At 66.0% G+C, this 23,714-nt stretch carries 19 protein-coding genes; 11 read left to right on the top strand and 8 right to left on the bottom strand.

All coding sequences use genetic code 11. The features are described 5' to 3' along the window. Window positions 1–51: 51 nt before the first annotated feature. From ACFVWT_RS14850 to ACFVWT_RS14840, 3 genes are read right to left on the bottom strand one after another with little or no spacing between them, the layout of a single operon-like run. Window positions 52–1,692 carry an LCP family protein gene (locus ACFVWT_RS14850; RefSeq protein WP_390249027.1) on the bottom strand — a complete coding sequence of 547 codons (1,641 nt, stop codon included), beginning with the start codon at window positions 1,690–1,692 and terminating at the stop codon, window positions 52–54. A gap of 10 nt (window positions 1,693–1,702) precedes the next feature. Then, window positions 1,703–2,296 carry a 5-(carboxyamino)imidazole ribonucleotide mutase gene (purE, locus tag ACFVWT_RS14845; protein ID WP_390249025.1) on the bottom strand — a complete coding sequence of 198 codons (594 nt, stop codon included), beginning with the start codon at window positions 2,294–2,296 and terminating at the stop codon, window positions 1,703–1,705. Next, window positions 2,293–3,489, bottom strand: coding sequence for a 5-(carboxyamino)imidazole ribonucleotide synthase (locus ACFVWT_RS14840; protein ID WP_390249022.1), 1,197 nt, complete (start codon window positions 3,487–3,489; stop codon window positions 2,293–2,295). The genes purE and ACFVWT_RS14840 overlap by 4 nt, the downstream gene beginning before the upstream one ends. A 183-nt stretch (window positions 3,490–3,672) precedes the next feature. On the opposite strand from ACFVWT_RS14840, the gene ACFVWT_RS14835 reads away from it, so the two are divergent. After that, entirely contained in the window at window positions 3,673–4,257 is a 585-nt protein-coding gene (locus ACFVWT_RS14835) for a GtrA family protein (RefSeq protein ID WP_390249020.1), read from the top strand. A 34-nt stretch (window positions 4,258–4,291) separates the two neighbouring features. On the opposite strand, the gene ACFVWT_RS14830 is transcribed toward ACFVWT_RS14835, so the two are convergent. Beyond that, window positions 4,292–4,996: a TIGR03089 family protein gene (locus ACFVWT_RS14830; RefSeq protein WP_390249018.1), complete on the bottom strand. Its 705-nt coding sequence runs from the start codon at window positions 4,994–4,996 to the stop codon at window positions 4,292–4,294. 404 nt (window positions 4,997–5,400) lie between these two features. Between ACFVWT_RS14830 and ACFVWT_RS14825 the strand changes: the two genes are divergently transcribed. From ACFVWT_RS14825 to ACFVWT_RS14815, 3 genes are read left to right on the top strand one after another with little or no spacing between them, the layout of a single operon-like run. Beyond that, window positions 5,401–5,946, top strand: coding sequence for a WhiB family transcriptional regulator (locus ACFVWT_RS14825; RefSeq protein WP_390249016.1), 546 nt, complete (start codon window positions 5,401–5,403; stop codon window positions 5,944–5,946). 29 nt (window positions 5,947–5,975) lie between these two features. Continuing rightward, on the top strand, window positions 5,976–9,311 hold the full coding sequence (locus ACFVWT_RS14820) for a glycosyltransferase (RefSeq protein WP_390249014.1): 3,336 nt from the start codon (window positions 5,976–5,978) through the stop codon (window positions 9,309–9,311). Then, window positions 9,304–11,028: a DUF5719 family protein gene (locus tag ACFVWT_RS14815; RefSeq protein ID WP_390249012.1), complete on the top strand. Its 1,725-nt coding sequence runs from the start codon at window positions 9,304–9,306 to the stop codon at window positions 11,026–11,028. Before ACFVWT_RS14820 ends, ACFVWT_RS14815 begins: the two co-directional genes overlap by 8 nt. Window positions 11,029–11,035: 7 nt before the next feature. On the opposite strand, the gene ACFVWT_RS14810 is transcribed toward ACFVWT_RS14815, so the two are convergent. Then, window positions 11,036–11,563: a metallopeptidase family protein gene (locus ACFVWT_RS14810; RefSeq protein ID WP_390249010.1), complete on the bottom strand. Its 528-nt coding sequence runs from the start codon at window positions 11,561–11,563 to the stop codon at window positions 11,036–11,038. Between the two features lie 142 nt (window positions 11,564–11,705). Here ACFVWT_RS14810 and ACFVWT_RS14805 point away from each other — a divergent pair, with 142 nt between their 5' ends. The 5 genes from ACFVWT_RS14805 (at window position 11,706) to ACFVWT_RS14785 (ending at window position 16,773) form a co-directional block, all read left to right on the top strand. Then, complete coding sequence (locus tag ACFVWT_RS14805) at window positions 11,706–12,095, top strand: DUF3499 domain-containing protein (RefSeq protein WP_390249008.1); 390 nt, start codon at window positions 11,706–11,708, stop codon at window positions 12,093–12,095. A gap of 89 nt (window positions 12,096–12,184) precedes the next feature. Then, window positions 12,185–12,445, top strand: coding sequence for a Trm112 family protein (locus ACFVWT_RS14800; RefSeq protein WP_390249006.1), 261 nt, complete (start codon window positions 12,185–12,187; stop codon window positions 12,443–12,445). Window positions 12,446–12,556: 111 nt separating this feature from the next. Further along, window positions 12,557–14,035 carry an adenosylhomocysteinase gene (gene ahcY / locus ACFVWT_RS14795; protein WP_390249004.1) on the top strand — a complete coding sequence of 493 codons (1,479 nt, stop codon included), beginning with the start codon at window positions 12,557–12,559 and terminating at the stop codon, window positions 14,033–14,035. Window positions 14,036–14,191: 156 nt separating this feature from the next. After that, complete coding sequence (locus ACFVWT_RS14790) at window positions 14,192–15,421, top strand: Ig-like domain-containing protein (RefSeq protein WP_390249002.1); 1,230 nt, start codon at window positions 14,192–14,194, stop codon at window positions 15,419–15,421. Window positions 15,422–15,540: 119 nt separating this feature from the next. Further along, window positions 15,541–16,773: an Ig-like domain-containing protein gene (locus tag ACFVWT_RS14785; protein ID WP_390249000.1), complete on the top strand. Its 1,233-nt coding sequence runs from the start codon at window positions 15,541–15,543 to the stop codon at window positions 16,771–16,773. 10 nt (window positions 16,774–16,783) lie between these two features. On the opposite strand, the gene ACFVWT_RS14780 is transcribed toward ACFVWT_RS14785, so the two are convergent. Next, window positions 16,784–17,593 carry an RDD family protein gene (locus tag ACFVWT_RS14780; RefSeq protein WP_390248998.1) on the bottom strand — a complete coding sequence of 270 codons (810 nt, stop codon included), beginning with the start codon at window positions 17,591–17,593 and terminating at the stop codon, window positions 16,784–16,786. A gap of 71 nt (window positions 17,594–17,664) precedes the next feature. On the opposite strand from ACFVWT_RS14780, the gene ACFVWT_RS14775 reads away from it, so the two are divergent. Beyond that, window positions 17,665–18,657 (top strand): stage II sporulation protein M, encoded by a 993-nt coding sequence (locus tag ACFVWT_RS14775; protein WP_390248996.1) that lies wholly within the window; start codon window positions 17,665–17,667, stop codon window positions 18,655–18,657. 122 nt (window positions 18,658–18,779) lie between these two features. Continuing rightward, entirely contained in the window at window positions 18,780–19,916 is a 1,137-nt protein-coding gene (locus ACFVWT_RS14770; RefSeq protein ID WP_390248994.1) for a TIGR01906 family membrane protein, read from the top strand. A gap of 67 nt (window positions 19,917–19,983) precedes the next feature. Here ACFVWT_RS14770 and ACFVWT_RS14765 read toward each other — a convergent pair whose 3' ends face one another. Beyond that, entirely contained in the window at window positions 19,984–21,813 is a 1,830-nt protein-coding gene (locus ACFVWT_RS14765; RefSeq protein ID WP_390248992.1) for an AMP-dependent synthetase/ligase, read from the bottom strand. A gap of 91 nt (window positions 21,814–21,904) precedes the next feature. Beyond that, window positions 21,905–23,611, bottom strand: a complete 1,707-nt coding sequence (locus ACFVWT_RS14760) for a dolichyl-phosphate-mannose--protein mannosyltransferase (protein ID WP_390248990.1) — start codon at window positions 23,609–23,611, stop codon at window positions 21,905–21,907. Window positions 23,612–23,714 lie beyond the last annotated feature (103 nt).

Below are 23,714 nucleotides of genomic sequence, written 5' to 3'. Positions count from 1 at the left end.
GTCCTTTATCTCATTGCAACAGTTACGACGTCAGGCGGTCAGGCGGGGCGCCTATAACGGTCGGCATTGGCCGTTCGTGGCCACAAGGTCGCGGATCGCCTGCTCGTTGCCCTCGCGCTTGAACTGGTTGAGCATCTCTTCCGTGATGGGCTCGCCGTCGGGGGTGGTGGTCACGGGAGTGAAGTCCGACGACGACGGCGACGGCGCCGGCTGGGTCAGGGGTGCCGCCGGGGCGGCCGCCATCAGGGGGCCCGCGGCCGGGCGGCCCTGCACGATGCTGTCTTCGCCGGCAGGATTATCCGTCGCTCCGGCCGACTCGGACTGCGCGGCCAGCAGCTGGTGAACCCTGTCGTGGATCTGGTTGAAGTCCGGTACCGTCGAGAACGATGCGTCGAAGTCCGGCGGTCCGATGGTCAGCCGGCTGACCTCCTTGCCCTTGGCCTTCATGGCCAGGTCCACGAAGCTACCGAGCTGGCTTGCGGAAATGTTGGAGTCAACAACCTTGGTGCCAGCGTTGGCGATGTCTTCGAACTTGGCGAGCAACGTCGCCGGGTCCAGTTGCTTCAGCATGGCCTGCTGGACGCATTGCTGACGCTGGATGCGGGCATAGTCATCGACGAATTCGCGGGAACGTCCGTACCAGAGTGCGTGGTAGCCATCCAGATGCTGGTCACCAGCCGGAATCCAGCCGAGGGGCATTCCGTGGATGCCGTTGGCCTCGTCCACCATGTCGCCGCTCAGCGGCACCCAGCCGCCGGCCTTGATCTTGATGCCGCCCATTGCGTCGATGAGCTTGGCGAAGCCTTCCATGTCCACCAGCACATAGGCCTGGACGGTGATTCCGAGCGTACCTGAGACAGCTTCGAGGGTTGCCTGGGCGCCGGGGTCCGCGACGCCGGGGTAGAGGTCCGCGTGCTCGTTGGTCACCTCGGTGTTGATCGCGTTGATAAGGCACTCGTTGCCGCAGTCGTAACCGTCCGGATAGATCTGCCGCATGGGGGAGCCCTCGCTGAACTGGGCGTTCTGCAGGTTGCGCGGCACCGAGATGATGGCGGTTTTGCCGGTCTTGGCGTCGACGCTGAGGACGGAAAGGCTGTCCGGGCGCCGCCCCGTGCGGTCGTCGCCGGCGTCGCCGCCCATCATCAGGAAGTTGTAGCGGCCGTCCACGGGGTCGATTGCAGGTCCCGCCGAGAAGATGCTGCCAATCGCGTTCCGGCTCACGTTCAGCACGTACGCGGCGTAGCCCAGCGTCCCGCTGCTGAGCAGCATCGCCAAGACCAGTGTGACGCCGACGACCGGCCTCATTCCCGGGGCCAGGAGGACAGGCCGGATCAGCCTGAGGGTGTTGACGAACAGCGCAGCCCAGCCCAAGGCCAGCGCAATGAGGATGACGATGATCAGGAGTGAAGCCACCGTGTTGGTGAGGATCCCGATCAGGAGGGTGCGGTTCACCAGCAGCAGCACCAGTCCGGCAATCGCCAGTCCCCAGACAGTGAGGGTCACCCGGAGGGCGATCCGTCCCAGTTTGCGGTCGCCGGCAACGATCTGGGCACTCCCCGGAATGAACAGGGTCAGCAGCAGGAGGACGAACGCGCGCTTGGTCCTGACAGGCGCCGGGGCGTTCGACGGGTTGCGGACGGGGTCCGTCAGGGCCTGTTGCGGCGCCTGGGGGCGGGAGTGGCTGGTGGTCATCTACTGATTCCTAACGGCTGCCCCGGAGAACGACGTTGCCGTCGGAGAACACTTCGCTGACTTTGTGCCGCAGGGCCGCGCCCTTGCGGGTTGCGACGTCGTTCAGCTCCTGCGCGAATTCGATGAGGTCATCGCGCAGGCGGACGGCGAGGTCGTCGGTTCCGGATGCCAGCATCCGGACGGCCAGCAGGCCGGCGTTGCGTGCGCCTGCGATCGACACTGTGGCTACGGGAACGCCGGCTGGCATCTGGACGATTGACAGCAGGGAGTCCATGCCGTCGAGCGTTTTGAGCGGGACGGGGACGCCGATGACCGGCAGCGGTGTCACGGACGCCAGCATGCCGGGCAGATGTGCCGCGCCGCCGGCTCCTGCGATGATGACGCGCAGTCCACGCTCGTGGGCCGTCTGGCCGTAGCGGATCATTTCGGTGGGCATCCGGTGGGCTGAGACAACGTCTGCTTCGAACGGGATGCCGAACTCGGCCAAGGCCTCTGCTGCGGCTTCCATGACGGGCCAATCGGAGTCCGAGCCCATCACCAGCCCTACGATCGGAGCGGCGTTGTCCGTGTCCGCGGGGCGGATCGACGATGCGGGCATGCTCATACGGTCTCCTCGGAGTTCCCTGGTGCTGTTCGGGCCGGGGCGCGGCCGTCCCTGATGATGTTGGCTACGGTGGTTGCGCGCTGCCGGACGGAGTCGACATCGGAAGCGGCTGCCCCCACCAGGTTGACGTGGCCGATCTTCCTGCCGGGCCTCACGGCTTTGCCGTAGCAGTGGATCTTCGCGGCCGGCTCGCTGGCCATGGCCAGCGGATACGCGGAGAACAGGTCCTGGTTCTCGCCGCCAAGGAAGTTCTTCATCACAACAACCTGCCCCAGCACGTCCGTGGCCCCGAGCGGGAGGTTCAGTACGGCGCGCAGGTGCTGTTCGAACTGGCTTGTGACCGATCCGTCCTGGGTCCAGTGGCCAGTGTTGTGGGGGCGCATTGCAAGCTCATTGATCAGGAACCCGGACCCGACGCCGGGGGTTTCAAAGAGCTCCACGGCCATAACGCCCGTGACTCCCAGTTCGTTGGCGATGCGGATTGCGGCGTCTTCGGCGGCCGCGGCCACCTCAAGCGGGATGTCCTGGGCCGGGGCGATGACTTCGTCACAGACGCCGTCCACCTGGATCGTGTGGACCACGGGCCAGGCCCGGGATTCACCGTCAGGAGTCCTCGCAACAAGTGCGGACAGTTCGCGGCTGAACTCCACCTTGGCCTCGGCCAGCAGAGGGGTCATGGCCGCAAACCAGTCGGCGGTGTCGGCGGCTTCCTCAGCCGATCCGACCATGCGTACGCCTTTGCCGTCGTAGCCGCCGCGGGGCGTCTTCAGCACTACCGGCCAGCCGGTCTTCTCGCCGAAAGCAACAAGGGCTTCGACGTCGGCAACGGAAGCCCAGGCCGGGTTGGGCAGCTCAAGCCGGTCGATGGCTGCGCGCATCACGAGTTTGTCCTGCGCATGGACCAGGGCGTCCGGACCGGGCTGGACATTGACGCCGGCCTCCTGCAGTGCCCGCAGGTGGTCGTTGGGGACGTGCTCATGATCGAACGTCATGACGTCGAGCCCGCGCGAAAACTCGAGGAGGGCGTCAAGGTCCTTGTAGTCGCCCACCGGCGACGTCGGTACGGCGGAAACCGCCGAAACGTCCTCGCCTTCGGCCAGGACACGGAGTTCAAAGCCCAGGGCCGTTGCGGCGGGGGCCATCATGCGGGCTAGCTGGCCGCCGCCAACTACGCCTATTACTGGAAAAGTCACAAGAGCCAGCCTACAGAAGAGCAGGGGTGTTCCGGGCTTCACCACTGTTTCAACCGGGAATTTTGCGTCATTGCGGCATCGCAGGAGACCGCGCTCCCGGCCCGGCGGGGCGGCTCCCAGCTTTGCGGGCTAAAATGGGTTCTCGGCCCTGTGGCCTGAAATTTCAGTCGGCCATGGAGGGTCATGTTTTACACACTTGCAGAACGTTTGCGCGGACTCGCCTCGCTTTTCTGGCGCGAGGTGGCCAAGTTCGGCGCCGTCGGCGGTGTCGCCTTCGTTATCGATAACGGCCTGACCTACTACCTGATGCACGGCCCCATGACGGACAGCGAGGCCAAGGCCCGGTTCGTGGGCGCCACGATTGCCACGATTTTCTCCTGGATTGCGAACCGGTTCTGGACCTTCCGCCACCGCCGCCAGGACAACGTGATCCGCGAATTCTTCATGTTCATCCTGATTAACGGCATCGGAATCGGCATTTCCACCGGGTTCACGGCCCTGGCCAAGTATTCCTTCGGCATCACGGACAAGAACATGCTTTTCCTGGCGGGTGTGGCCGGCATCCTCGTAGCCACCGTGGTGCGCTTCTTCGCTTACCGGTTCCTCGTCTTCAATAAGGAACTCGACGAAGAGCCGGCGTTCTCGCACGACCACGAGATCATGGAACTGCACCACCACCAGAACCACCACCCGGTCCGCGTTCCCGCCAACGAGGCGCAGGACAAAGTGGAGGACACCGACCTTCCCGGCCCGACGCGCAGCAGTTAAGACCCGCAGCAGTTAGGAGCGTTGCAGCCGGGGACTACCCTCCTTGGACCCGTTCGTCGCTGAGGAGCTTGTCCGTCACGATGACGTCAGGGTGGACCAGCACGACGGACCCGCCGCGATGCCAGGCCCCCAGCGACTGGACGAGGGCGGCTTCCAGCCCGTCACCGGCCCGGACCAGCAATCGCACCCCTGCGTCGTGGGCGGCCGCGAACCCTTCCAGCAGGTCCGAGTGCGGGTGCAGGGTGCCGGCCGATGACACGATGGCACGGTTGGAGCCTTCCGGATCTTCGTGCGCCATAAAAACGTCGCCGTGCGAACGCACCTCGGCGGCAAAGTCGACGACGCCGGACGGCAGCTCCCCAGGCCAGCGCATGGCCAATGCCGGTAGCGGCACCGCGATAACGGCGTCGAAACCGCCGTGCTCCTGCCCGGCGTCCGGTGACTCGGTGGCGAGGAGTTCGGCCTCGGCGGAGCCAAGGACTACTTCCATCCCGAGCTGCCAGGCGGCAAGGGCCAGGATCATGGACTTCCAGTGCGCCGGAAGGTCCAACCGAAGCCGCATCCCGGGCTCGGCGTCGAGTTCGTCCTGCAGAAGGTTGCTCGTCTTCGCGACCCAGTTGTCCAGGACGCGGCCGGACAGTTCCACCCTCTCGGCGTCCGGTCCGTACCAGGTAAGTCGCGGTGAGGTGGAGTGGCCGGACCGCAGGGCCGTCATCAGGTCGATCGCCGGGATGCTCATGCCAACATCTTGCCACGGTGCCCGCCGGGCCGGGAGGTGCCAGGCGGGGCGATCGGGAGCCGGGCACAGCCGCAGAGCCATGTGATCCGTGCCACGTTTGCCTTGCTAACTTTGGTGGCGTAAATCACCGCTGCAGGCGGTTTCCCCGGATTTCCCGGGAAATTCACAGAAAACTAGTCAGCATGCTGTCAAAATTCCTGTGATGACGGCGAGTCGGCCAAAAATCACGGGCGTGGCGTGGCAGCAGATTGCGCCCGATGTTGATTATTATCCCGGCTGCCGCTTGACTCCCAACGACTTACACACGTGTAATTAGATATCGATCGCCATTGCGCAATACGGGCCACACAACCGAGTGTCCAGGTATTCAGTCAGGGGCAGCAACATCAGGAGGGACGCCACAAATGGGGCAAGTTGAGCGTATCCATGAAGATGCCGTCGTCGCCGGTCAGGCGTCGGCAAAATACCGTTCACGCGGAGTACCAAGTGACTGGTATGTAGATCCGGCCGACCCGGATGCCGCAGAGCGGTACAACCAGAGCACCAGCGATTTACTGCAGGACCAGGCCACGGCCTTCCTGGCAGCGCACGAAGCCCTGCTGGCGGGCAACCCTGACCAGGACAACGATCTCCACGATCCTCCAATGGAATTGCGGACCCTCCATTCGGAAACCGCCGCGCAGCCGGTCTGGATCGGGCTTCCTTTCGAGCAGAACTTCGACGACGAAGGTGAACTCGGATGGCAGACGGACGCCTTGTGTGCCCAGACTGATCCGGAGGCATTCTTTCCTGAAAAGGGAGGCTCCACCCGCGACGCCAAAAAAGTCTGCGGCGCCTGCAATGTACGCTCACAGTGCCTGGAATATGCGCTGTCGAACGACGAACGCTTTGGCATTTGGGGAGGCCTCTCCGAGCGCGAGCGCCGTCGGCTGAGGAAGCGGGCAGTCTAATTCTTCAAGTAGTACATGTCACCGCCGTTGTGGTCGCCCACAACGGCGGTGACTATCTTCCCAGGACCTTGGCGGCATTGTCCCAGCAGACCCGTCCGGTGGATGCGTCTATCGGCGTGGACACCGGCTCGCGGGACAATTCCCTGGCTTTGCTTGACCAGGCGTTCGGCGAGGCCAATGTCACCACCTTCCAGGGGCGGACCGGCATGGGGGAGGCGGTCAAGGCCGCCCTGGCTGCCCTGGCCCCCCGGAACGCGGACTCCCGTAACGACGCCGAGTGGATCTGGCTGCTGCACGACGACGCCGCCCCCGCGCCGGAGGCGCTTGCCGAACTGCTCCATGCCGTGGAGCGTGCGCCGTCGGTGACGGTGGCGGGGTGCAAGCAGCTCGACTGGGAGGCCACGCGCCGGCTGATCGACGTCGGCCTTTCTACCAGTCGCTGGGCCGAACGGCTGACTCTTATTGAGGCGGACGAACTCGACCAGGGGCAGTATGACGGCCGCAGCGATACTTTCGCGGTCAACTCCGCCGGCATGCTGGTGCGCCGGGACGTCTGGGAGGAACTGGGCGGATTCGACTCCGCCCTTCCCGGTACCGGTGACGATGTGGACTTCTGCTGGCGCAACCGCTTGGCCGGGCACCGAGTGGTGGTGGTGCCTACCGCCCGGATGTTCCACGTTTCGCACCGGCCGCATGCGCTGGGAAGTGCAAGTGCCGCCCGGAAAGCCCAGGTATACCTGCGCCTTAAGCACACTGTGTGGTGGAAGGTGCCGCTGCATGCGGCAGGGGCGCTGCTGGGGAGTATCTTCAAGCTCGTCCTGAGCATTGCCGTTAAGGACCCCGGCCACGGATTCTCCCAACTCATGGCGACGTTCGTTGCGCTGGGCCGGCCCGGGGCCGTGGTCCGCGGACGCCGCGACGCAGCCAGGACGCGGCGGATCCGCCGCTCGGTGATCAAGGGACTGCAGACGCCGCGCCGCGAGGTCTGGGCCCACCGGCGCTCCCTCATCGAAGCCCTGGGATCCGACGATCCGGGCGGAGACTCGGCCCGGACGGATCCGCTGGCCGAGCAGCCCAGCGGTGATTCCACGGATGACTTTGCCGCACTGACAACTTCGGAACGCGGGTGGGTGGGCAACGGAGCCCTCGTTGCGGTGATCCTGACAGCGGCTGCCTCGCTGATTGGGCTCTCCGGGCTTTTCCGCGCCGAAGCCGTCTCCGGCGGCGCGCTGATCCCGGTCTCGTCGAAAATTTCGGATATCTGGCACCACGCCACCAGTTGGTGGATCGGACTCGGTGCGGGACTGCCCGGCCACGGCGACCCATTCGACCTGCTTCTGTGGGTCCTTGGCCTGGCCGGCGGCGGGGACGCGAACAGCGCCCTGGCCTGGCTGCTGCTCCTTGCCATGCCGTTCTCCGGACTCGCTGCGTGGTTTGCGGCCGGAGCCCTGACCACGCGGCGGCGGTTCCGCCTCGTGGCAGCAGTTGTGTGGGGCGGGGCGCCCGCCCTTCAGGTTGCGCTGAACCAGGGGCGCCTTGGCGCCCTGGTTGCCCACATCGCGGTGCCGCTGCTGGTCTTGGCACTGCTTCGTGCCACCGGCACCGCCCGCGGCCAGGGCCGCTTCGCGGTTCCCGAACCGGGGGACCGGCGCTTCCTGGAAAAGCCGCCGGCCAAGCCCGGAGTCAACGGAACCCCTTCCTGGACCGCTGCGGCGGCTGCCGGCCTGGCGCTGGCTGTTGTGGCAGCGTCCGCGCCGTCCTTGCTGCTTCCGGCCGCCGTGGTGGTTGTCCTGGCCGGGATCCTGCTCGGCAGGCGGGGCCGCACCGTATGGTGGGCGCTGCTTCCGAGCGCCGCACTTTTTGTACCCTTCGGCATTTCCGTGCTTGACCGCCCGCGGGCACTTATCGCCGACCCCGGCGTTCCGCTTGGTTTTGACGGCGCACCGTTATGGCAGCAGGTTCTGGGACAGCCGCTGTATTTCGATGCCGCCGGCGGTTTGGCCGGACTCCCGGTCTTTGACGGGTCTGCCGTGCCGTGGGCGCTGCTCCTGGCACTTTTGATCGGGTTCCCTGTCCTCGCACTTGCAGCCGCGGCACTCTTTGTCCCGGGCAAGCGCACCCGCGTGGCCCGCGCTCTATGGGTAGCCGCCGTGATCATCCTTGCCGGCGGCTGGCTCGCAAGCCACGTGGCCACCGGAGCCAGTGCCGACACCCTTGTCACCCCCTTCACCGGGCCGGCCGTGTCCGCGTCCGGCTTCCTGCTGCTGGGTGCCGCCCTGATCGGGGCCGACGGCCTCCTCTGCTTCTCTGAGAAAACAGCCGACGCCCCGGCCGCACGCCGGATGGTCCTCCAGAGCGTGTCCGTCCTTGCCATGGTGCTGCTCCTCGCCGGGCCCGTGGCCGGATTGACCGCCTGGGCAGCCGGAAATCTGTTGCAGTCCGAATCCGGGGCAGCGCCGGCAGCGGCGGCTACGACCCAGGGCACGACCCCCCTGGGCACCCCGCGGCAGATCACGTCCACGGCCGCGCGCACCCTGCCGGCCACCGCCATCGACCGCGGCCAGGGACCCGAGCAGACACGGACGCTCGTCATCGACACGGCGGAGGACGGCAGCTTCGACGCCTCGCTCGTGAGGGGTGCCGGGACGACCCTGGACGGACTGTCCACCATTGCGGCCGCACGCAACATCATGGGTGAACCCGGCAAGGAAACGGTCAGGGATGACGACGCCGTCACGGCAGCACTGCGCAGCGTCGTCGCCACGGTGGTTGCGGGCCAGGGCGTGGACCCGAGGCCGGAGCTGGAACGCCTCGGCGCAGGATTCGTTGTCCTGCGGGCCTCGGATACTGCTGCCCAGCTGACCGCGAGCCGCATGGATGCCGTACCCGGTCTGGTGGCAGTGGGGCGGACCAACGTCGGCTGGCTCTGGCGGATCAGCCCGCTCAACCAGCCTGTCATCGACGCCGCTGACGTTGCGCACCGGGTGCGCATCGTGGACGGTGCCGGCGCCGCCATCGGGCTCCTGCCCTCGGATCTGGAAACTGTTCACGCCGCTGTCCCGGAAGGGCCGGAAGGCAGGCTTGTTGTTCTCGCCGAACGTTCCGATCCGGGATGGACGGCCTGGGTGGATGGCCGGCGGCTGACGTCCACAACGTCCGGCTGGTCCCAGGCGTTCACCCTGCCCGCCCAGGGCGGCCAGCTCACGATCCGTTACGACAACCCCTGGGCAGTTTGGTCGGCCGTCGTGCAGGCAACGGTGATCGGACTTACCGTACTTCTGGCCATTCCCATGCCCGCCCGGCGGCCGAACACCGGCCTGTCCCGGGATGAAGGCTCCCTGCGTAAGGAACATCAGCATGCATAAGGACGGGAACGACGCCGTGCCGCAGGCACATGAGGATGTAACCTCCGTGACGGGTTCACAGGCGGCTGGGGACGGCTCCGACGCAGCGGGCGCGCCGGCAGGGGAAGCACCCGCAACGGGCCCCCTGAAAAGGCTTAACGCGCGCGGGCTATCCGTCCGCGGGACGGTTGCCGGGGTGGCCTCAGCCGTGATCATCGTGGCCGCCGCCGGCGGTTTGGTTGCAGCAGCGTCGATGGTCCCGCAAAACGCAGGCAGCCGCCCGCTCGAAGCACCCCTGGCGGCAGTCCCAGCGGGTAGCAATGTGGGGATCTGCCCCGGCCCTGCGCGCTTGCTGGAGGGCACCGCAGTCGGCACCGACCCTCAGTTCAGCCCGGAATCCGCCACGGCCAGGAGCCTGGTCAATGCCGCCGTGCTGAGCACCAATTCCGGAGCGCTGCCCGGGAGCAGGCTTGCGGAGCTCAACGGAAATCCCCTGACCGAAATTGCCAAGGACCCCGGCAGCCCCACCGCTTCGACTGCCCCTCCTGCGCTGCTCGCAGGCGTCGTTTCGCAGCGCACTGTGGATTCCGTCAGCGTTCTGAGCGCAGACGCCGTGGGCAACCAGCAGGCCACCGCAGGCGCCGTCATGAGTTACACCGCCACGGACGGCGACCTCCAGGGCTCGGCGGCAGCAGGCTGCCAGCAGCCCGCGAACGATCTGTGGCTGGTGGGGGCGAACACGTCGCTGGGACGGACGGCGGTCCTCAACCTCAGCAATGCCTCCAGCACTCCGGCAACCGTCAGCCTGGAGCTGTTCGGTGCGCAGGGCCAGATCCAGGCACCCGGCAGCCGGGGACTCCTGGTGGCGCCGGGAGCCACCCGGTCCATCGTTCTGGCCGGGCTGGCTCCGGACCAGGAAAAGCTCAGCATCCATGCGCGCAGTGCGGGCGGTCCGGTCACCGCCGTCATCCAGCAGAGCGTTCTTCGGGGGCTCACCCCCGGCGGTGTGGACTTCATCGTGCCCGGCGCGGCACCGGCAACGCGTCAGGTGATGTCCGGCCTGGACATTCAGGATCCCGCACCGGCCAAGGCCCTCGCCGCCAAACAGGGCTTTGCTGATGCCGCAGCGGCCCTCCAGATCGCTGTTCCCGGCCCGGCGGACGCCGTGGTGGAAATCAAGCTGTACGGACGTGACGGCCAAAAGGCGTTGCCAGGCGGCGGAGTCGTGACAGCCAAAGGCGGGTCTGTCACCGAAGTTTCGCTGGCCGGGGTGCCGGCCGGCCACTACACAGTTGCCGCCAGTTCCGATGTATCGTTCGCCGCTGCTGCGCGGGTGACCCGCGGCCTCAAATCGGACAGCGCCGCGGACTTCGCGTGGTCGGCAGCTTCCGCCAGGCTCGGCAGCCAGCACGTGGTCACCGTTCCGCGCGGCGGGGAGCGTTATCTGGTCTTCGGTGCCCCCGACGACCGGGCCAAGATCACCTACACGCCCATTACGGCCGACGGCAAGGTCCGGGCAGCCGCCGCTGCGGACATCGCCGGGGGTACGACGGCGGTTATCAAAGTGCCGTCGGAAGTGGGCGGTGCTGAGGTGCTGGGGTACGTAGTCTCAGCCTCCGGCGACGCCGCGTATGGCACGGTGCTTCTGGAAAAGGACGGCCGTCCGGATATCGCCACGGTTGCTGTTGCCCCGGGCGCGGCCGGCCAGGAACAGGTCGCCGTCAAACTGGGCTACTAGCGCGTGGCTAGTAGCGGCGCCGGTAGACGGGGTCCAGCGTTTCCGGTGCCACCCCGAGCATTTCGGCGGTGCGCTCCACCACGACGTCGTGCACCAGGTCCTGGAGCTCTTCCCGGCTGGAGCAGGCGTTCTCGATGACCCGGCGGTAGAGGGTGATCACGGGACCTTCACCGGCCGTGGCGGGCTCGTACAGGCCCATGGGCGCAGGGGACCGGTCCGCCACCAACTGTTCCAGGCCTTGCGGGATCTCGTCGACAGCAAACCTGACACCGTCCAATGGCTTTCCCCAGATGTCGTGCAGACGTTGGGCGGAGTCCATGACCATCTCGTCGAAGCGATCGGAACGGGTGCGGTATCCGGGAAGCGTGGGCAACATCAATTCACCGCGCAGGCCGCGGCCATGGCGGTTCCTGCGGCGCTGCCTGAAGCTCTTCCCACGGACCGCTTCTGAAGGCGCGGCGTTGTCAGCCTGCTGGCCGGCTCCCGAATCAGCCAACCGGACCGTGATACCCGGAACGTGGTGCGATTGCTGCATATATTGACTCTAGACCCGCCGCCTGAAATACGCGACATAACCCGCGACGCCACACTGGGCAGCGGCACGTCGCCCGACACTTCGGAACACTGCGGGCCGGAATGCACGGCGCCGCCGCGAACGGGGAGTAGTCTGTGATGTCGTGGGTGCTATTCGTCAATGTTCAAGATCAGCCTGCCGCAACTCGGCAGTGGCAACTTTGACGTACGTCTATGCGGACTCCACTGCTGTCCTGGGTCCGCTGGCAACGTACGCGGAGCCCCATTGTTACGATTTGTGCGAACAGCATGCGGGGTCGTTGACGGTGCCGCGGGGATGGGAAGTGCTGCGCCTGGCTATGCCGGCCACACCGCCGCAGCCGGGGCCGGATGATCTTTTGGCCCTCGCCAACGCCGTCCGGGAGGCGGCATTGCGGCCGTCGACCGGAGATTCCGCGCCGGGTCAGCGTTCGGCGCACGCAGCGCTTGAGGCCCCGCCACCTGCAGAAGGCACCCGGAGGGGACACCTGCGTATCCTCCGCGAACCGTCCTGAGCCGCCGGGCCGCCGCGAAGCTTGTACGCTGGAAGCTGCAAATCCATCGGCCACGGCGCTGCTGCGGCGTCCATCAGGGAGCATCCACCATGCCAAAGATCAGTCCTGACCTGTTGTCTGTCCTGCGTTGTCCCGTGACCGGCTCAACGCTGGTGCAGGAAGGCGAGGAACTCGTCTCCACCGCCGTCGGGCAGTCCGGAGAAACGCTGCGCTACGCCATCGAGGACGGGATCCCGCTGCTGTTGCCGCCGGAACTGGTGTCCGCCGCGAACTCGGCGCCGTCGGACCAGCACGACGGCGGCCCCGGCGCTGCGGTGACCGGCAACGCGGCGCCGGCCGCCTCCGAATAACTGCCCGGCCGGCCCATCGCCCGTCCACTTGGCGCCGAACTTCCCATAGTTCGCCGAACGGACATCACTTCCGCCGTTCCAGAATCTTCCGGATACAACACAAGGACTCACATGACTTTCGATTACAAGGTTGCTGATATCTCCCTGGCTGAGGCAGGCCGCCACCAGATCCGCCTCGCGGAGCACGAGATGCCCGGGCTGATGTCCCTGCGCGAAGAATTCGGCGCCAGCCAGCCCCTCAAGGGTGCCCGGATTGCCGGTTCCCTCCACATGACCGTCCAGACCGCCGTGCTGATCGAAACCCTCACCGCTTTGGGCGCCGAGGTCCGCTGGGCCTCCTGCAACATCTTCTCCACCCAGGACGAGGCCGCTGCCGCCGTCGTGGTGGGCAAGGGCACGGTTGAGGACCCGCAGGGCGTCCCGGTCTTCGCCTGGAAGGGCGAGACCCTCGAGGAATACTGGTGGACCGCGGAGCAGATCCTGACCTGGCCGGGCGCGGACAGCAACCCGGACCTTGGTCCGAACATGATCCTCGACGACGGCGGCGACGCCACCATGCTGGTGCACAAGGGTGTTGAGTTCGAAGCCCTCGGTTCCGTGCCGGCGGCAGCAGAGGACGAATCCGATGAGGGACGGGTCTTCCTCGACGTCCTGCGCGCCTCACTGGCAGCGGATGCACAGAAGTGGACCCGCATCGGCTCCCGCCTGCTGGGCGTCACGGAGGAAACCACCACCGGCGTGCACCGCCTCTACCAGCTGGCGGAGCAGGGCAAGCTGCTCTTCCCCGCCATCAACGTCAACGACTCGGTGACCAAGAGCAAGTTCGACAACAAATACGGCATCCGGCACTCGCTGCCGGACGGCATCAACCGCGCCACAGACGTCCTGATGGGTGGCAAGGTCGCCGTCGTTTGCGGCTATGGCGACGTCGGCAAGGGCGCAGCGGAGGCCTTCCGCGGGCAGGGCTCCCGCGTGATTGTCACGGAGATCGATCCGATCTGTGCACTGCAGGCAGCCATGGACGGCTACCAGGTGGCCAAGCTGGAGAGCGTCCTCAGCGAAGGACACATCTTCATCACCACCACCGGCAACAAGGACGTCATCATGGCCGAGCATATGGCCGGCATGCGTGACAAGGCGATCGTCGGCAACATCGGCCACTTCGACAACGAAATCGACATGGCCGGACTGGCACGGATTCCGGGCATCAAGAAGGTCGAGATAAAGCCGCAGGTCCACGAATGGGTCCTCGACGCCGGTACCGCGGAAGAGCGCTCCATTATCGTCCTCTCCGAAGGCCGCCTGCTGAACCTGGGCAACGCCACCGGCCACCCGTCCTTCGTGATGAGCAACTCGTTCGCGAACCAGACCATCGCTCAGATTGAACTCTTTACCAAGCGGGACCAGCCCGAGGGCCAGCGGGAATACGAAAACCAGGTTTACGTGCTCCCGAAGATCCTCGACGAGAAAGTTGCCCGGCTGCACCTGGACGCCTTGGGCGTGGAGCTGACGGAACTTTCCAAGGAACAGGCCGAGTACCTGGACCTGGACGTTGCGGGCCCGTACAAGCCGGACCACTACCGCTACTAGGACTCAGGCTGCCACACCGGCAGTAAGCTGCACCCGAAGGGCCCCGGAGCGAGATCCGGGGCCCTTCTTCGTGACCGTTGCCTTGCAGGTTTCTCCGTGAACTCCAAGGAGGGTGGCCTAGGCTGGGAGCATGATGACTGCATTGGTCCCTGAGCCATGACGGCCCGGGAACACCGGACTAACACCAGGAAGATGGTCCTCCTGGGAACACTTTGCCTGCTGGCGGCGGGCGGGGGAGTTTTCGCCGCCGTCGCGCCGGGTTCCGGCCGCGCCGCCTTTGAGTCCGAAGCCGGCACCGCGGAACGTTCGACGCCGGGACTGGCGGCACCTGTGGTGGCACCGGTACAGCTGGCCGCCTCTCCGGCGGACGGTGCACAGCAGGTAAATCCGGCAGCGCCAGTGTCGCTCCGCGTCACCAACGGAAGCGTTGAACGGGTGGCCCTGACGGCCAGCGACGGCGAAGCAGTCGAGGGGAACCTCAGCCCGGATGGAACCGGCTGGTCAGCCGCCGGCCCCCTGCAGTTCAACAGCAGCTACACGTACAGCTTCGTCGTGGCCGACGCTGCCGGCCGCAAGACCAACAGCACCCGCACGTTCACCACGGTGTCAACCGCCAACGAGGCGGATGCCGCGGTCTACCCGCTGGACGGAATGAAAGTCGGCGTAGCGCAGCCGCTCCAGATCACCTTCAGCGAACCCGTGCTGAACAAGGATGCAGTGGAGAAAGCCATCAAAGTGTCCTCGACGTCCGGCCAAGCGGGCGCCTTCCACTGGTTCAGTGACAACATGGTGCGGTACCGGGCCGAGAACTTCTGGACCGCCAACAGCACGGTGACCATGGACATGCAGTTGTTCGGCGTCGATTTCGGCCATGGGCAGATCGGAAACTTCAACAAGAAAGTCACGGTCCATATCGGCGACAAGAAAGTCGCCGTGGCCGACGCGACGGCGCACACCTTTTCGGTAAGCGTCAACGACAAGCCGGCGGGCTCATGGCCGGCCACTATGGGTGACACCCGGTTCCCGTCAGCCCGGGGCTTCCTTGTGTTCATGGAGAAGTACCGAGTGGAGCACATGTCTGCTTCCAGCATCGGGCTAAAACCGGGCGACCCGGCGTACTACGGCGAGCTGGACGTCATCTACGCGACGCGCCTCACGCCGAGCGGTGAGTTTATCCACCAGGCTACGGACTCCGCGATGCCCTACATCGGCGTGACCAACCTTTCGCACGGGTGCATCGGCCTTGCCGCGGAGAGTGCCAAATGGGTCTTCGACAATATGACCACCGGGGACGTCGTTCAAGTGGTCAACACCGAGGGCGAGAACGCCAACTTCGACGACGGCTTCGGCGATTGGAACATCCCCTGGGCCCAGTACGCCAATTGACCCGGGCACGGTGCGGTAAAATCGTCAGGTCAGTGCTGGGAGCTGAATGGCGCTCCACTGAATGAGACCGGGACGTTTTGGGGCTGATCAAGGGCCTGTCGGGGGACATGGAGAAGGTCATGACTGAAGTCCACAAGCGGAAAACCATGAAAATTTTGGGTGTTGTGGCCATCTGCGCCGCGGTCGCTGCCGGCGGCATCGGGGTTGCCACGGCACCCAGCTGGGCGGAGCCCGCCTTCCAGTCGGAGTCTTCCAGCCCCGTCCGCAACGAACCGGGGCTCGCTGCTCCTGTCGTCAAGGCAGTTGAGCTCGGCGTAACCCCTACGGAGGGCGCCGCGGGGGTTAATCCCGCCGTCGCGCCGTCGGTCAAAGCCGTCAACGGAACGGTGAAGGATGTTGTCCTGGCAACTGCCGACGGCGGCGAACCCGTCAAGGGCACCCTCAGCGCCGACGGTTCCACCTGGACTGCCCTGGACCCCCTGGAGTTCGACGCGAAGTACGACTACGCCTTTACGATCGTGGACCAGGCCGGCCGCGAAACGATGAAGACACAGACCTTCAGCACTGTGGCCACGGCCAACGAGGCCGACGCCGCGGTCTACCCGCAGAACGGTTCCACCGTGGGTTCGGGCCAGCCGATTGAGATCGTCTTCTCCGAGCCGGTCCTGAACAAGCAAGCCATGGAGAAAGCCGTCACCGTCACCTCGTCCTCGGGCCAGGCGGTCGCCTGGCGGTGGTATTCGGACCAGCGTGTGCGCATCCGTCCCGAGGCGTTCTGGGCATCCGGCAGCCAGGTCACTGTTGACCTCAAGCTGTTCGGCGTGGACTTCGGGAACAAGATGGTCGGCAACGTCGACACCAAGGTCAGCTTCAAGGTCGGCCCGCAGCGCGTGGCAATTGTGGATGATGTCACCAAGACCATGAACGTCTACTTCGACGGCCAACTGGTCAAGACCGCCCCCGTGACCCTGGGCGACGCCGAGTGGCTCTCGCCCACCGGCTACGCCGTGATCATGGAGCAGGAACGCCGCTCCAAGTTCAACGCCGGAAGCATCGGCCTGAAGCCCGGCGACAAGGGATACTACCCGCCGCTGACCGTGGAATACGCCAACCGGCTCACCTCATCCGGCGTCTACGTCCACCAGGCCCTTGAATCCGCCTGGAGCTACGTCGGCAAGGCAAACGTTTCGCACGGCTGCGTCGGGCTGCTGCCGGCGGACGCGGCCTGGTTCTTCAACAACATGAAGACCGGCGACGTCGTCCAGACCCTCAACACGGGTGCACCTCCCGTGGAACCACTGGAGGGCTACGGCGACTGGAACATTCCCTGGGCGCAGTACGCCAGGCGTTAGGAACTGCGGGCTACGGTGTGTCCCGGCTGTAAGGCAGACGGTTCAGGCGTTCCCCTACACCCGTGCTCCGTGCCCGTGCCCGGCTGAGCCTGGCCAGTTCCCGCTCACGGCGTTCCACGAGCACTGCCGCTAGGTACTCTTCAGGGCCCGTTCCCGGCGGAGGGGGCGGAGCGACACTTGCTGAGACTTCCGTGGCGAGCGACGCCGCCATGGCAGCGCGCGACGGTGGCGACATCCGGCCTGCCTGGCGGATGAATTGCGACGAGCGGCGGGCAACGGCGTCCGGTATCCGGCCAATGTCAGCCAGCGCTGCCCAGGCCCGGAGGTGCGCCGGCACAAACCGGATGAACGGTGGCTCCGCGGGAACCCGGCGCCGCAGGGAGTATGTTCCCGCCACGATGTCGCCGAGCCGTTTGGACTTGTCGTTAAACAGTGCGACGGCGATGGCCAGGCCGCCAAACGTCAGGTAGATCTCCAGGAAGCCGATCAGCCCGCGGATCACCGCGTGACGGAAGCGGATGGCGCCGCCGTCGTCCCGTACTATCCGGAGCCCCGCGGCCAGCTTCCCCAGCGAGAGGCCGCGGGTGAGGGTTTCCACCGCCACCGGAAGGATCACGAAGCAGAACACCACGCTGACCAGAACCAGGGTGCGCGCGGCCGCGCCGTCCAGGTCGTTGTAGGCCGAGGAAATCACGGTCAACATCACAATGAAGAGGACCACGTTGGCAGCGACGTCCAGGATCAGGCCCAGTGCCCTCGCGGCGAATGACGCCGGGCGGAGTTCCAGTACCACTGCTTCGCCTGTGATGATTGAGCTCAAGCCGGGTCCCCGTCCCCTACACGCCGCCTACGGACGCTCACAGTCTAAACCGGGAGCGCTAGGGTAGTGCCGTGGACATGGATGCGTTCTCCGCAGTCAACGGGGACAAATGGGCCCGGCTGTACGTGCTGGCGTACAAAAGGCGGCTTAGCGGAAGCGAAGCGGATGAGCTGTTGCGCCTGTACCAGGCCACGTCCGCGCATCTTTCCTTGATTCGTTCCGTGGCGCCCGAAAGCGGGTTGTCCGCCTCGTTGTCGGCCACGCTGGCCCAGGCCCGCACGCGCTTCACCGGGGCCCGGTCCAACTTCATGGAGGATCTCGCCCGGTTCTTCGTGATATCGCTGCCGGCTGCGTTCTACCGGCTCCGCTGGCTCACCGTCTGGTGCGGTGTGGCGTTCTGCCTTGTCGCGGGCGCGTACGCCCTCTGGATCTCAACGTCTCCCGAGGCGCTCCGGGCGCTCGGCTCGGATGCCGCCATCAAGCAGTACGTCGAAGAGGATTTCATCGACTACTACTCGGAGAATCCCGCCGCATCATTTGCCGGTGCCGTTTGGACCAACAATGCCTGGATCTCGGCGCAGGCAGTGGCCCTGGGCATCACCGGCTTCTGGGTTCCCATGATCCTTTTCGGCAACGCCCAGGGGCTTGGGGTCGCCGCGGGAGTCTTCGCCGCCGCCGGAAAGTCGGACGTGTTCTTCAGCTACATCCTTCCGCACGGGCTGATGGAACTCACCGCAGTGTTCATCGCCTGCGCGGGGGGCCTGAAAATCTTCTGGGCGCTGGTTTCGCCGGGGCCCCGGACCAGGGGCCAGGCGGTGGCGGCGGAGGGGCGCTCCCTGATCACCGTTGCCCTGGGACTTGTCCTGGTGTTGTTTGTCTCCGGACTAGTGGAAGGGTTCGTCACACCCAGCAGCCTTCCGGTGTGGGCCAAGATCAGCATCGGTGCGGCCGTCCTGGCTGCCTACTGGTTCTACGTCCTGGTGTGGGGCCGGCGTGCATACCGTTCGGGTGCGACCGGCGACCTGGATGCTGCTGACGCGGGATACACGTCATTGGCTGCCTGAATACGTTCAGGAACGGGGTGGCACCTGCCGCCACGGAGTGCCTGACGGTAGGCTCGTCTGGAGATAAGTAGCGTTGCCTGGCGGTTCCCGGCGACGCGGACGCCTACGGAAGTGAAACTGCAGTGACTGAGAAGACGCCCACCCCGCCGAACCGGCAGGATCCCCACCTGGATCCGGCCGACGACACTGACGAACCCGCGTTCGACTGGATGAAGCCCGCCGGTGCCGGGGCAGGCACTGCTGCCGCGGCCAAGGGGTCAACCCCGGCCGAAAAGACTTCCGTTGCTGGCAAGGACCAGCCGGCAGCGTCCGCCGGCATCTCTGCGCCGCAGGCCGGGAGCCGCGCCGACCGCAAGGCCGCTGAGGCCGCCGTCGAGCCTTCACCCGAGCCGCAGGGGAGGGGGACGCATTTCCGGGAACCGCTGCCCACCTCCGCCCTTCAGGTGCGCCCGCCCCAGGACGAGGTGGAGCGGCGGAACGCTGAACGCGAGTTGGCAAACAACACGAAGCCCGTACTGCCACGCGTCATGCAGGTCCTGCTGGCTGTCTTCTATCCGCTGATTCTCCTGGTCCTCGCCGTGCGGGCCGTCACCAGCCCTTTGTTTCTCTGGGTGGAGTACAACCGTCCGGGCTTCCCCGGCGACGGCTACGGCTTCAGCACGGATGACCGTATGACCTACGGCTCATACGCGGTGGATTACCTCAGCAACTGGTCCGGTCCGCGGTATCTCGGCGAACTCGTCAACCGCAGCGGCGATGCCCTATTCCAGGACGGCGAGGTCAGCCACATGGCGGACGTCAAACTGGTCATCCTGTCGGCCTTCGCCGGCGGTGCGCTGCTGATCCTGCTCAGCATCGTCGCCATTGTCTACCTTCGCCGCCGAAGCACCGGGGGAGTGCGCCGCGGGCTTTTTGCCGGCTCCATCGTCACGCTCGTGATCATTCTTGGGCTGGGCACCTTGGCCGTGCTCGGCTGGCAGCAGTTCTTCACCGAGTTCCACCGGATCTTCTTCGCCAACGGGACCTGGACGTTTGCCTTGGATGACACACTCATCCGGCTGTTCCCCGGCCAGTTCTGGGTTGACGCCGGGATTGTCATCGGTGCCCTGGTGCTGATCGCTTCCGTAGTCACCCTGATCCTCACCTGGCCCACCAGGAAGCGCCGCGGAATTGCCAAGGAGGCGGCCGCCAAGGCTGGAGACGCAAAGGACGCAGACGGCACCGACGCGCCCTCCAAGGACGAAGCAGCCGCGGTGTAGGCAGCCGCGCAGGACCCCAGACATAGAAGGCGACCGGCACAAGTGCCGGTCGCCTTCTATGTCTGTGCTAGCTGTACAGGCCGTTGATGTGCGCCTCAAAGTCGCGGACGACGGCGGCCCTCTTCAGCTTCAGTGACGGTGTCAGATGACCGGACTCAACCGTCAGATCAGCAGCCAGCAGCACGAAGCTGCGGATCGATTCCGCTTTCGAGACCAGCAGGTTGGCCTGGTCAATTGCGCCCTGGACGGCGGCCCGGACCCGCGTATCGGTTGTGGCTTCGGCCGGTTCCAGGACCGGGATCCGATGGGCCGCGCACCAGTTCTCCAGCCCCTCCGGGTCGAGGTTCACAAGCGCGGAGACGAACGGCCGCCCGTCTCCCACCACCACCGCCTGGGCCACAAGCTGGTGCTCCCGGATTTTCTCCTCGAGCGGACCGGGCGCCACGTTCTTGCCCCCGGCGGTGACAAGGAGGTCCTTCTTGCGGCCGGTGATGGTGAGGAAGCCGTCCTCATCGAGCGAACCGAGGTCTCCGGTCCGGAAGAACCCGTCCACGAACGCTTCGGCGTTGGCTGCCTCGTTGGCGTGGTAGCCCTTGAAAACGCCGATGCCCTTGACCAGGATCTCGCCGTCGTCAGCCACCCGGATGGTGGTACCCGGCACGGGAATGCCAACTGTACCCACCTTGGTCCGTGACGGGGTGTTGGCGGTGCAGGGGGCCGTGGTTTCGGTGAGTCCGTAGCCTTCCAGCACGGGGATGCCGGCGCCACGGAAGAAGTGCGCGTCCTTGGAGCTCAGCGGGCTGGCGCCGGAGACCGTGTACTTCACCTGGCCGCCGAAGGCCTGCCGGAGTTTGGGGTACAGCAGCCGGTCAAAGAGGGCGTGCCGGGCGCGGAGCCTGAAGCCGGGGCCGTTGCCGTTTCCGCGCACCGCGGCGTCGAGTGCCTTGGAGTAATCGATGGCCACCGCGGAGGCAGCGGCGAAGAGCCGTTCCTTGCCTGCCAGGGCGGCCTTGTGGCTGGCCCCCGCATAGACCTTCTCAAAAATCCTGGGTACCACCAGCAGGAAGGTGGGTTTGAACGTCGCCAGGTCCTCCAGGAGTTGCGCGGCGCTGGCGGTGTGGCCCAGGGTGGCCCCGGCGCTGAGGCACACCACTTGGACGGCGCGGGCCAGGACGTGGGCGAGGGGGAGGAACATCAGCGTCCGGGCGCCCTCCTGCCGGAGGAGCTCGGGAAGGAACTCCACGATGTTGGTGGCCACCAAAGCGAAGTTGCCGTGCGTTATTTCGCAGCCCTTTGGCTTGCCTGTGGTTCCCGAGGTGTAAACCAGCGAGGCGATGTCGGCCAGGCCTGCCGTGCTGCGGTGCCTCTCCAGTTCCCCGTCAGTGACCCCGGCACCTGCAGCGGCGAGGCTGGCCAGGTTGGGTGCGCCGCCGTCGTCGTCCATCCGCACAACCGTCACCACTGCATCGCCGAGCAGTTCGGAGCGGGCCAGGACACCCGCCACGAGCCCAGCCTTCGCCTGGTCTTCAACGAAAACCCTGCGGGCGCCGGAGTCATGCAGGATCCACTCGACCTGGCTTGCCGAGGAGGTTTCGTATACCGGAACTGTCACGCCGCCGGCGAACCAGATGGCGAAGTCCACCAGGGTCCATTCGTACCGGGTGCCGGACATGACTGCCACGGTGTCGCCCGGCGCCAGGCCTCCCGCGATCAAACCCTTCGCCAGTGCCACGACCTTGTCCAGGAACTGTTGGACGGGGATATCGACCCAGCCGTTGGGGCCCTTGCGGGCATACACAGCGTGGGAGGGGTCCTTGGCGTGCTGCCCGAGCAGCAGGTCAGTCACGTTGCTGTCCTGATCCAGCTCCACGAGCAGTTCAGTGCTTGCTTCTCTCACAGCCAGTCTCCGTTCCGGATCCGTGAATGCTTCCCGGTACCCGTTCCATCTCCTGCGGTTCCATCGCCCGGGGCACCCCTGCCATACTGCCCTAGATCCAGGATGGCATCCACATTCTGAACCGCCACTCCTGGTACGGGATGACTTCCGCGGTCCAGATCGGATAGAAGAACGCAGAGAGGAGCACCGCCCCGGCCACGAACACTGCCACCAGGTAGAGGCCGGATCGTCGGCGCCACAGCGGGTCCTGCGGCCGCCCGAGCACCAGGCCAAGGCAATAGGTCAGGGCAAGCACCAGGAACGGTTCAAAGGACACGGCGTAAAACGTGAACATGGTGCGCTCCGGATACATGAACCAGGGGAGGTAGCCCACGCCCACCCCGGCCAGGACGGCACCGGCACGCCAGTCGCGGCGGCCTGCCCACCAGAACAACAGGATCACCAGCGATACGGTGGCACTCCACCAGATCAGCGGATTGCCCACCGAAAGGATGGCTGACGTGCAGCTGGCGACGTCGCAGCCGGGGCTTCCCTGCTTGGGGGACTCGTAGAAGAAGGACGTGGGGCGCCCCATCACCAGCCAGCTCCAGGCGCTCGCCTCATAGGGATGGTCGGAGCTGAGCCCCTGATGGAACTTGTACGCTTCCAGGTGGTAGTGGGCCAGGGAGCGCAGCGGCCCGGGGACCCATCCCCACTGGGCTGACGGATTGCTGTCGGCCCAGTGGCGGAAGTACGCGTCCTTTGACTGGAACCAGCCGGCCCAGGTGGTGATGTAAACCAGGGCGGCCACCGGCACGATGCTCAGGAACGCGGGAATCCCGTCCTTGATGATGCCGCCGCTGATCCACCCCCGGATGCCCGCGATCCGGCGTGCGCTCAGGTCCCAGAAAACGGTCAGCAGTCCGAAGCCGGCCATGAAGAACAGGGCCGACCACTTGGTGCCCACGGCGAGTCCCAGACAGATACCGGCCGTGATGCGCCACCAGCGGATCCCGAGCCAAGGCCCGGAAACCAGCTGGACCAGCGACGGCCTGCCGTCCGCCGCGGCGCCGGCCTGGCGACCCAGCCGGGCGGCCAGCCTTCGGCGGCCGTCGTCACGGTCCATCAGCAACGCGCCAAAGGCGGCGAGGAGCCAGAACATCAGGAAGATGTCCAGCAGGGAGGTCCTGGACATCACCAGGTGGTGGCCGTCCACTGCCAGCAGGAGGCCCGCAACGGCCCCCAGCGTCAGCGAGTGGAAAAGCTTCTGCGCTATCAGGGTGATCAGGAGGATGGACAGCGTCCCGGTCAGTGCCGCACCGAACCGCCAGCCAAGAGGGTTCTCCGGCCCGAACAGCCACATTCCTGCGGCGATCATCCATTTGCCCACCGGCGGGTGCACAACATACTCGGGAGAGGACAAGATGACGCCCGGGTTACCCGCAACGAAGGATTCGTTGGCCTTGTCCGGCCAGCTGCGTTCATAGCCGCTGACCAGGAGCGAATACCCGTCCTTCACATAGTAGGTCTCGTCGAAGACGAGGCTGCGCGGACTCTCGAGACGGACGAAGCGGAGGACGCCGCCGATCGCGGTTGTGATGGCCGGAATGAGCCAGAACCAGAGCCGCAGGGACGGCGGATAGTCGCGCCAGCTGCGGATGTCCCCGAGAAGCCGCTCCTGCAGGGCGCTTACCGTGAACGCTTCCCGCGGGCGGCGGATCCACCGGTGGCCCTCAAGGTTACGTCCCAAAGTCCCGGACACCGGTTTCTCCGGTTTGGCGGGGTCGGCCTCGACAGGAGGTACGGAGGTCTGCGTCACGTGCCCATGCTACCGTTTGGCGCTGGAAGGGCCTGCCAGCAGTAGGCTGGTCGTGTGGACCAACAACTCAGTACTTCCCGCGCGAGCGGCCCCGATGATGCCG

Origin of the sequence: Arthrobacter sp. NPDC058288 (genome assembly GCF_042880995.1) — a bacterium.
Classification (GTDB): domain Bacteria; phylum Actinomycetota; class Actinomycetes; order Actinomycetales; family Micrococcaceae; genus Arthrobacter.
Note: the sequence above shows the minus strand (reverse complement) of the source record. Positions and strands in the feature narration are given on the sequence as shown.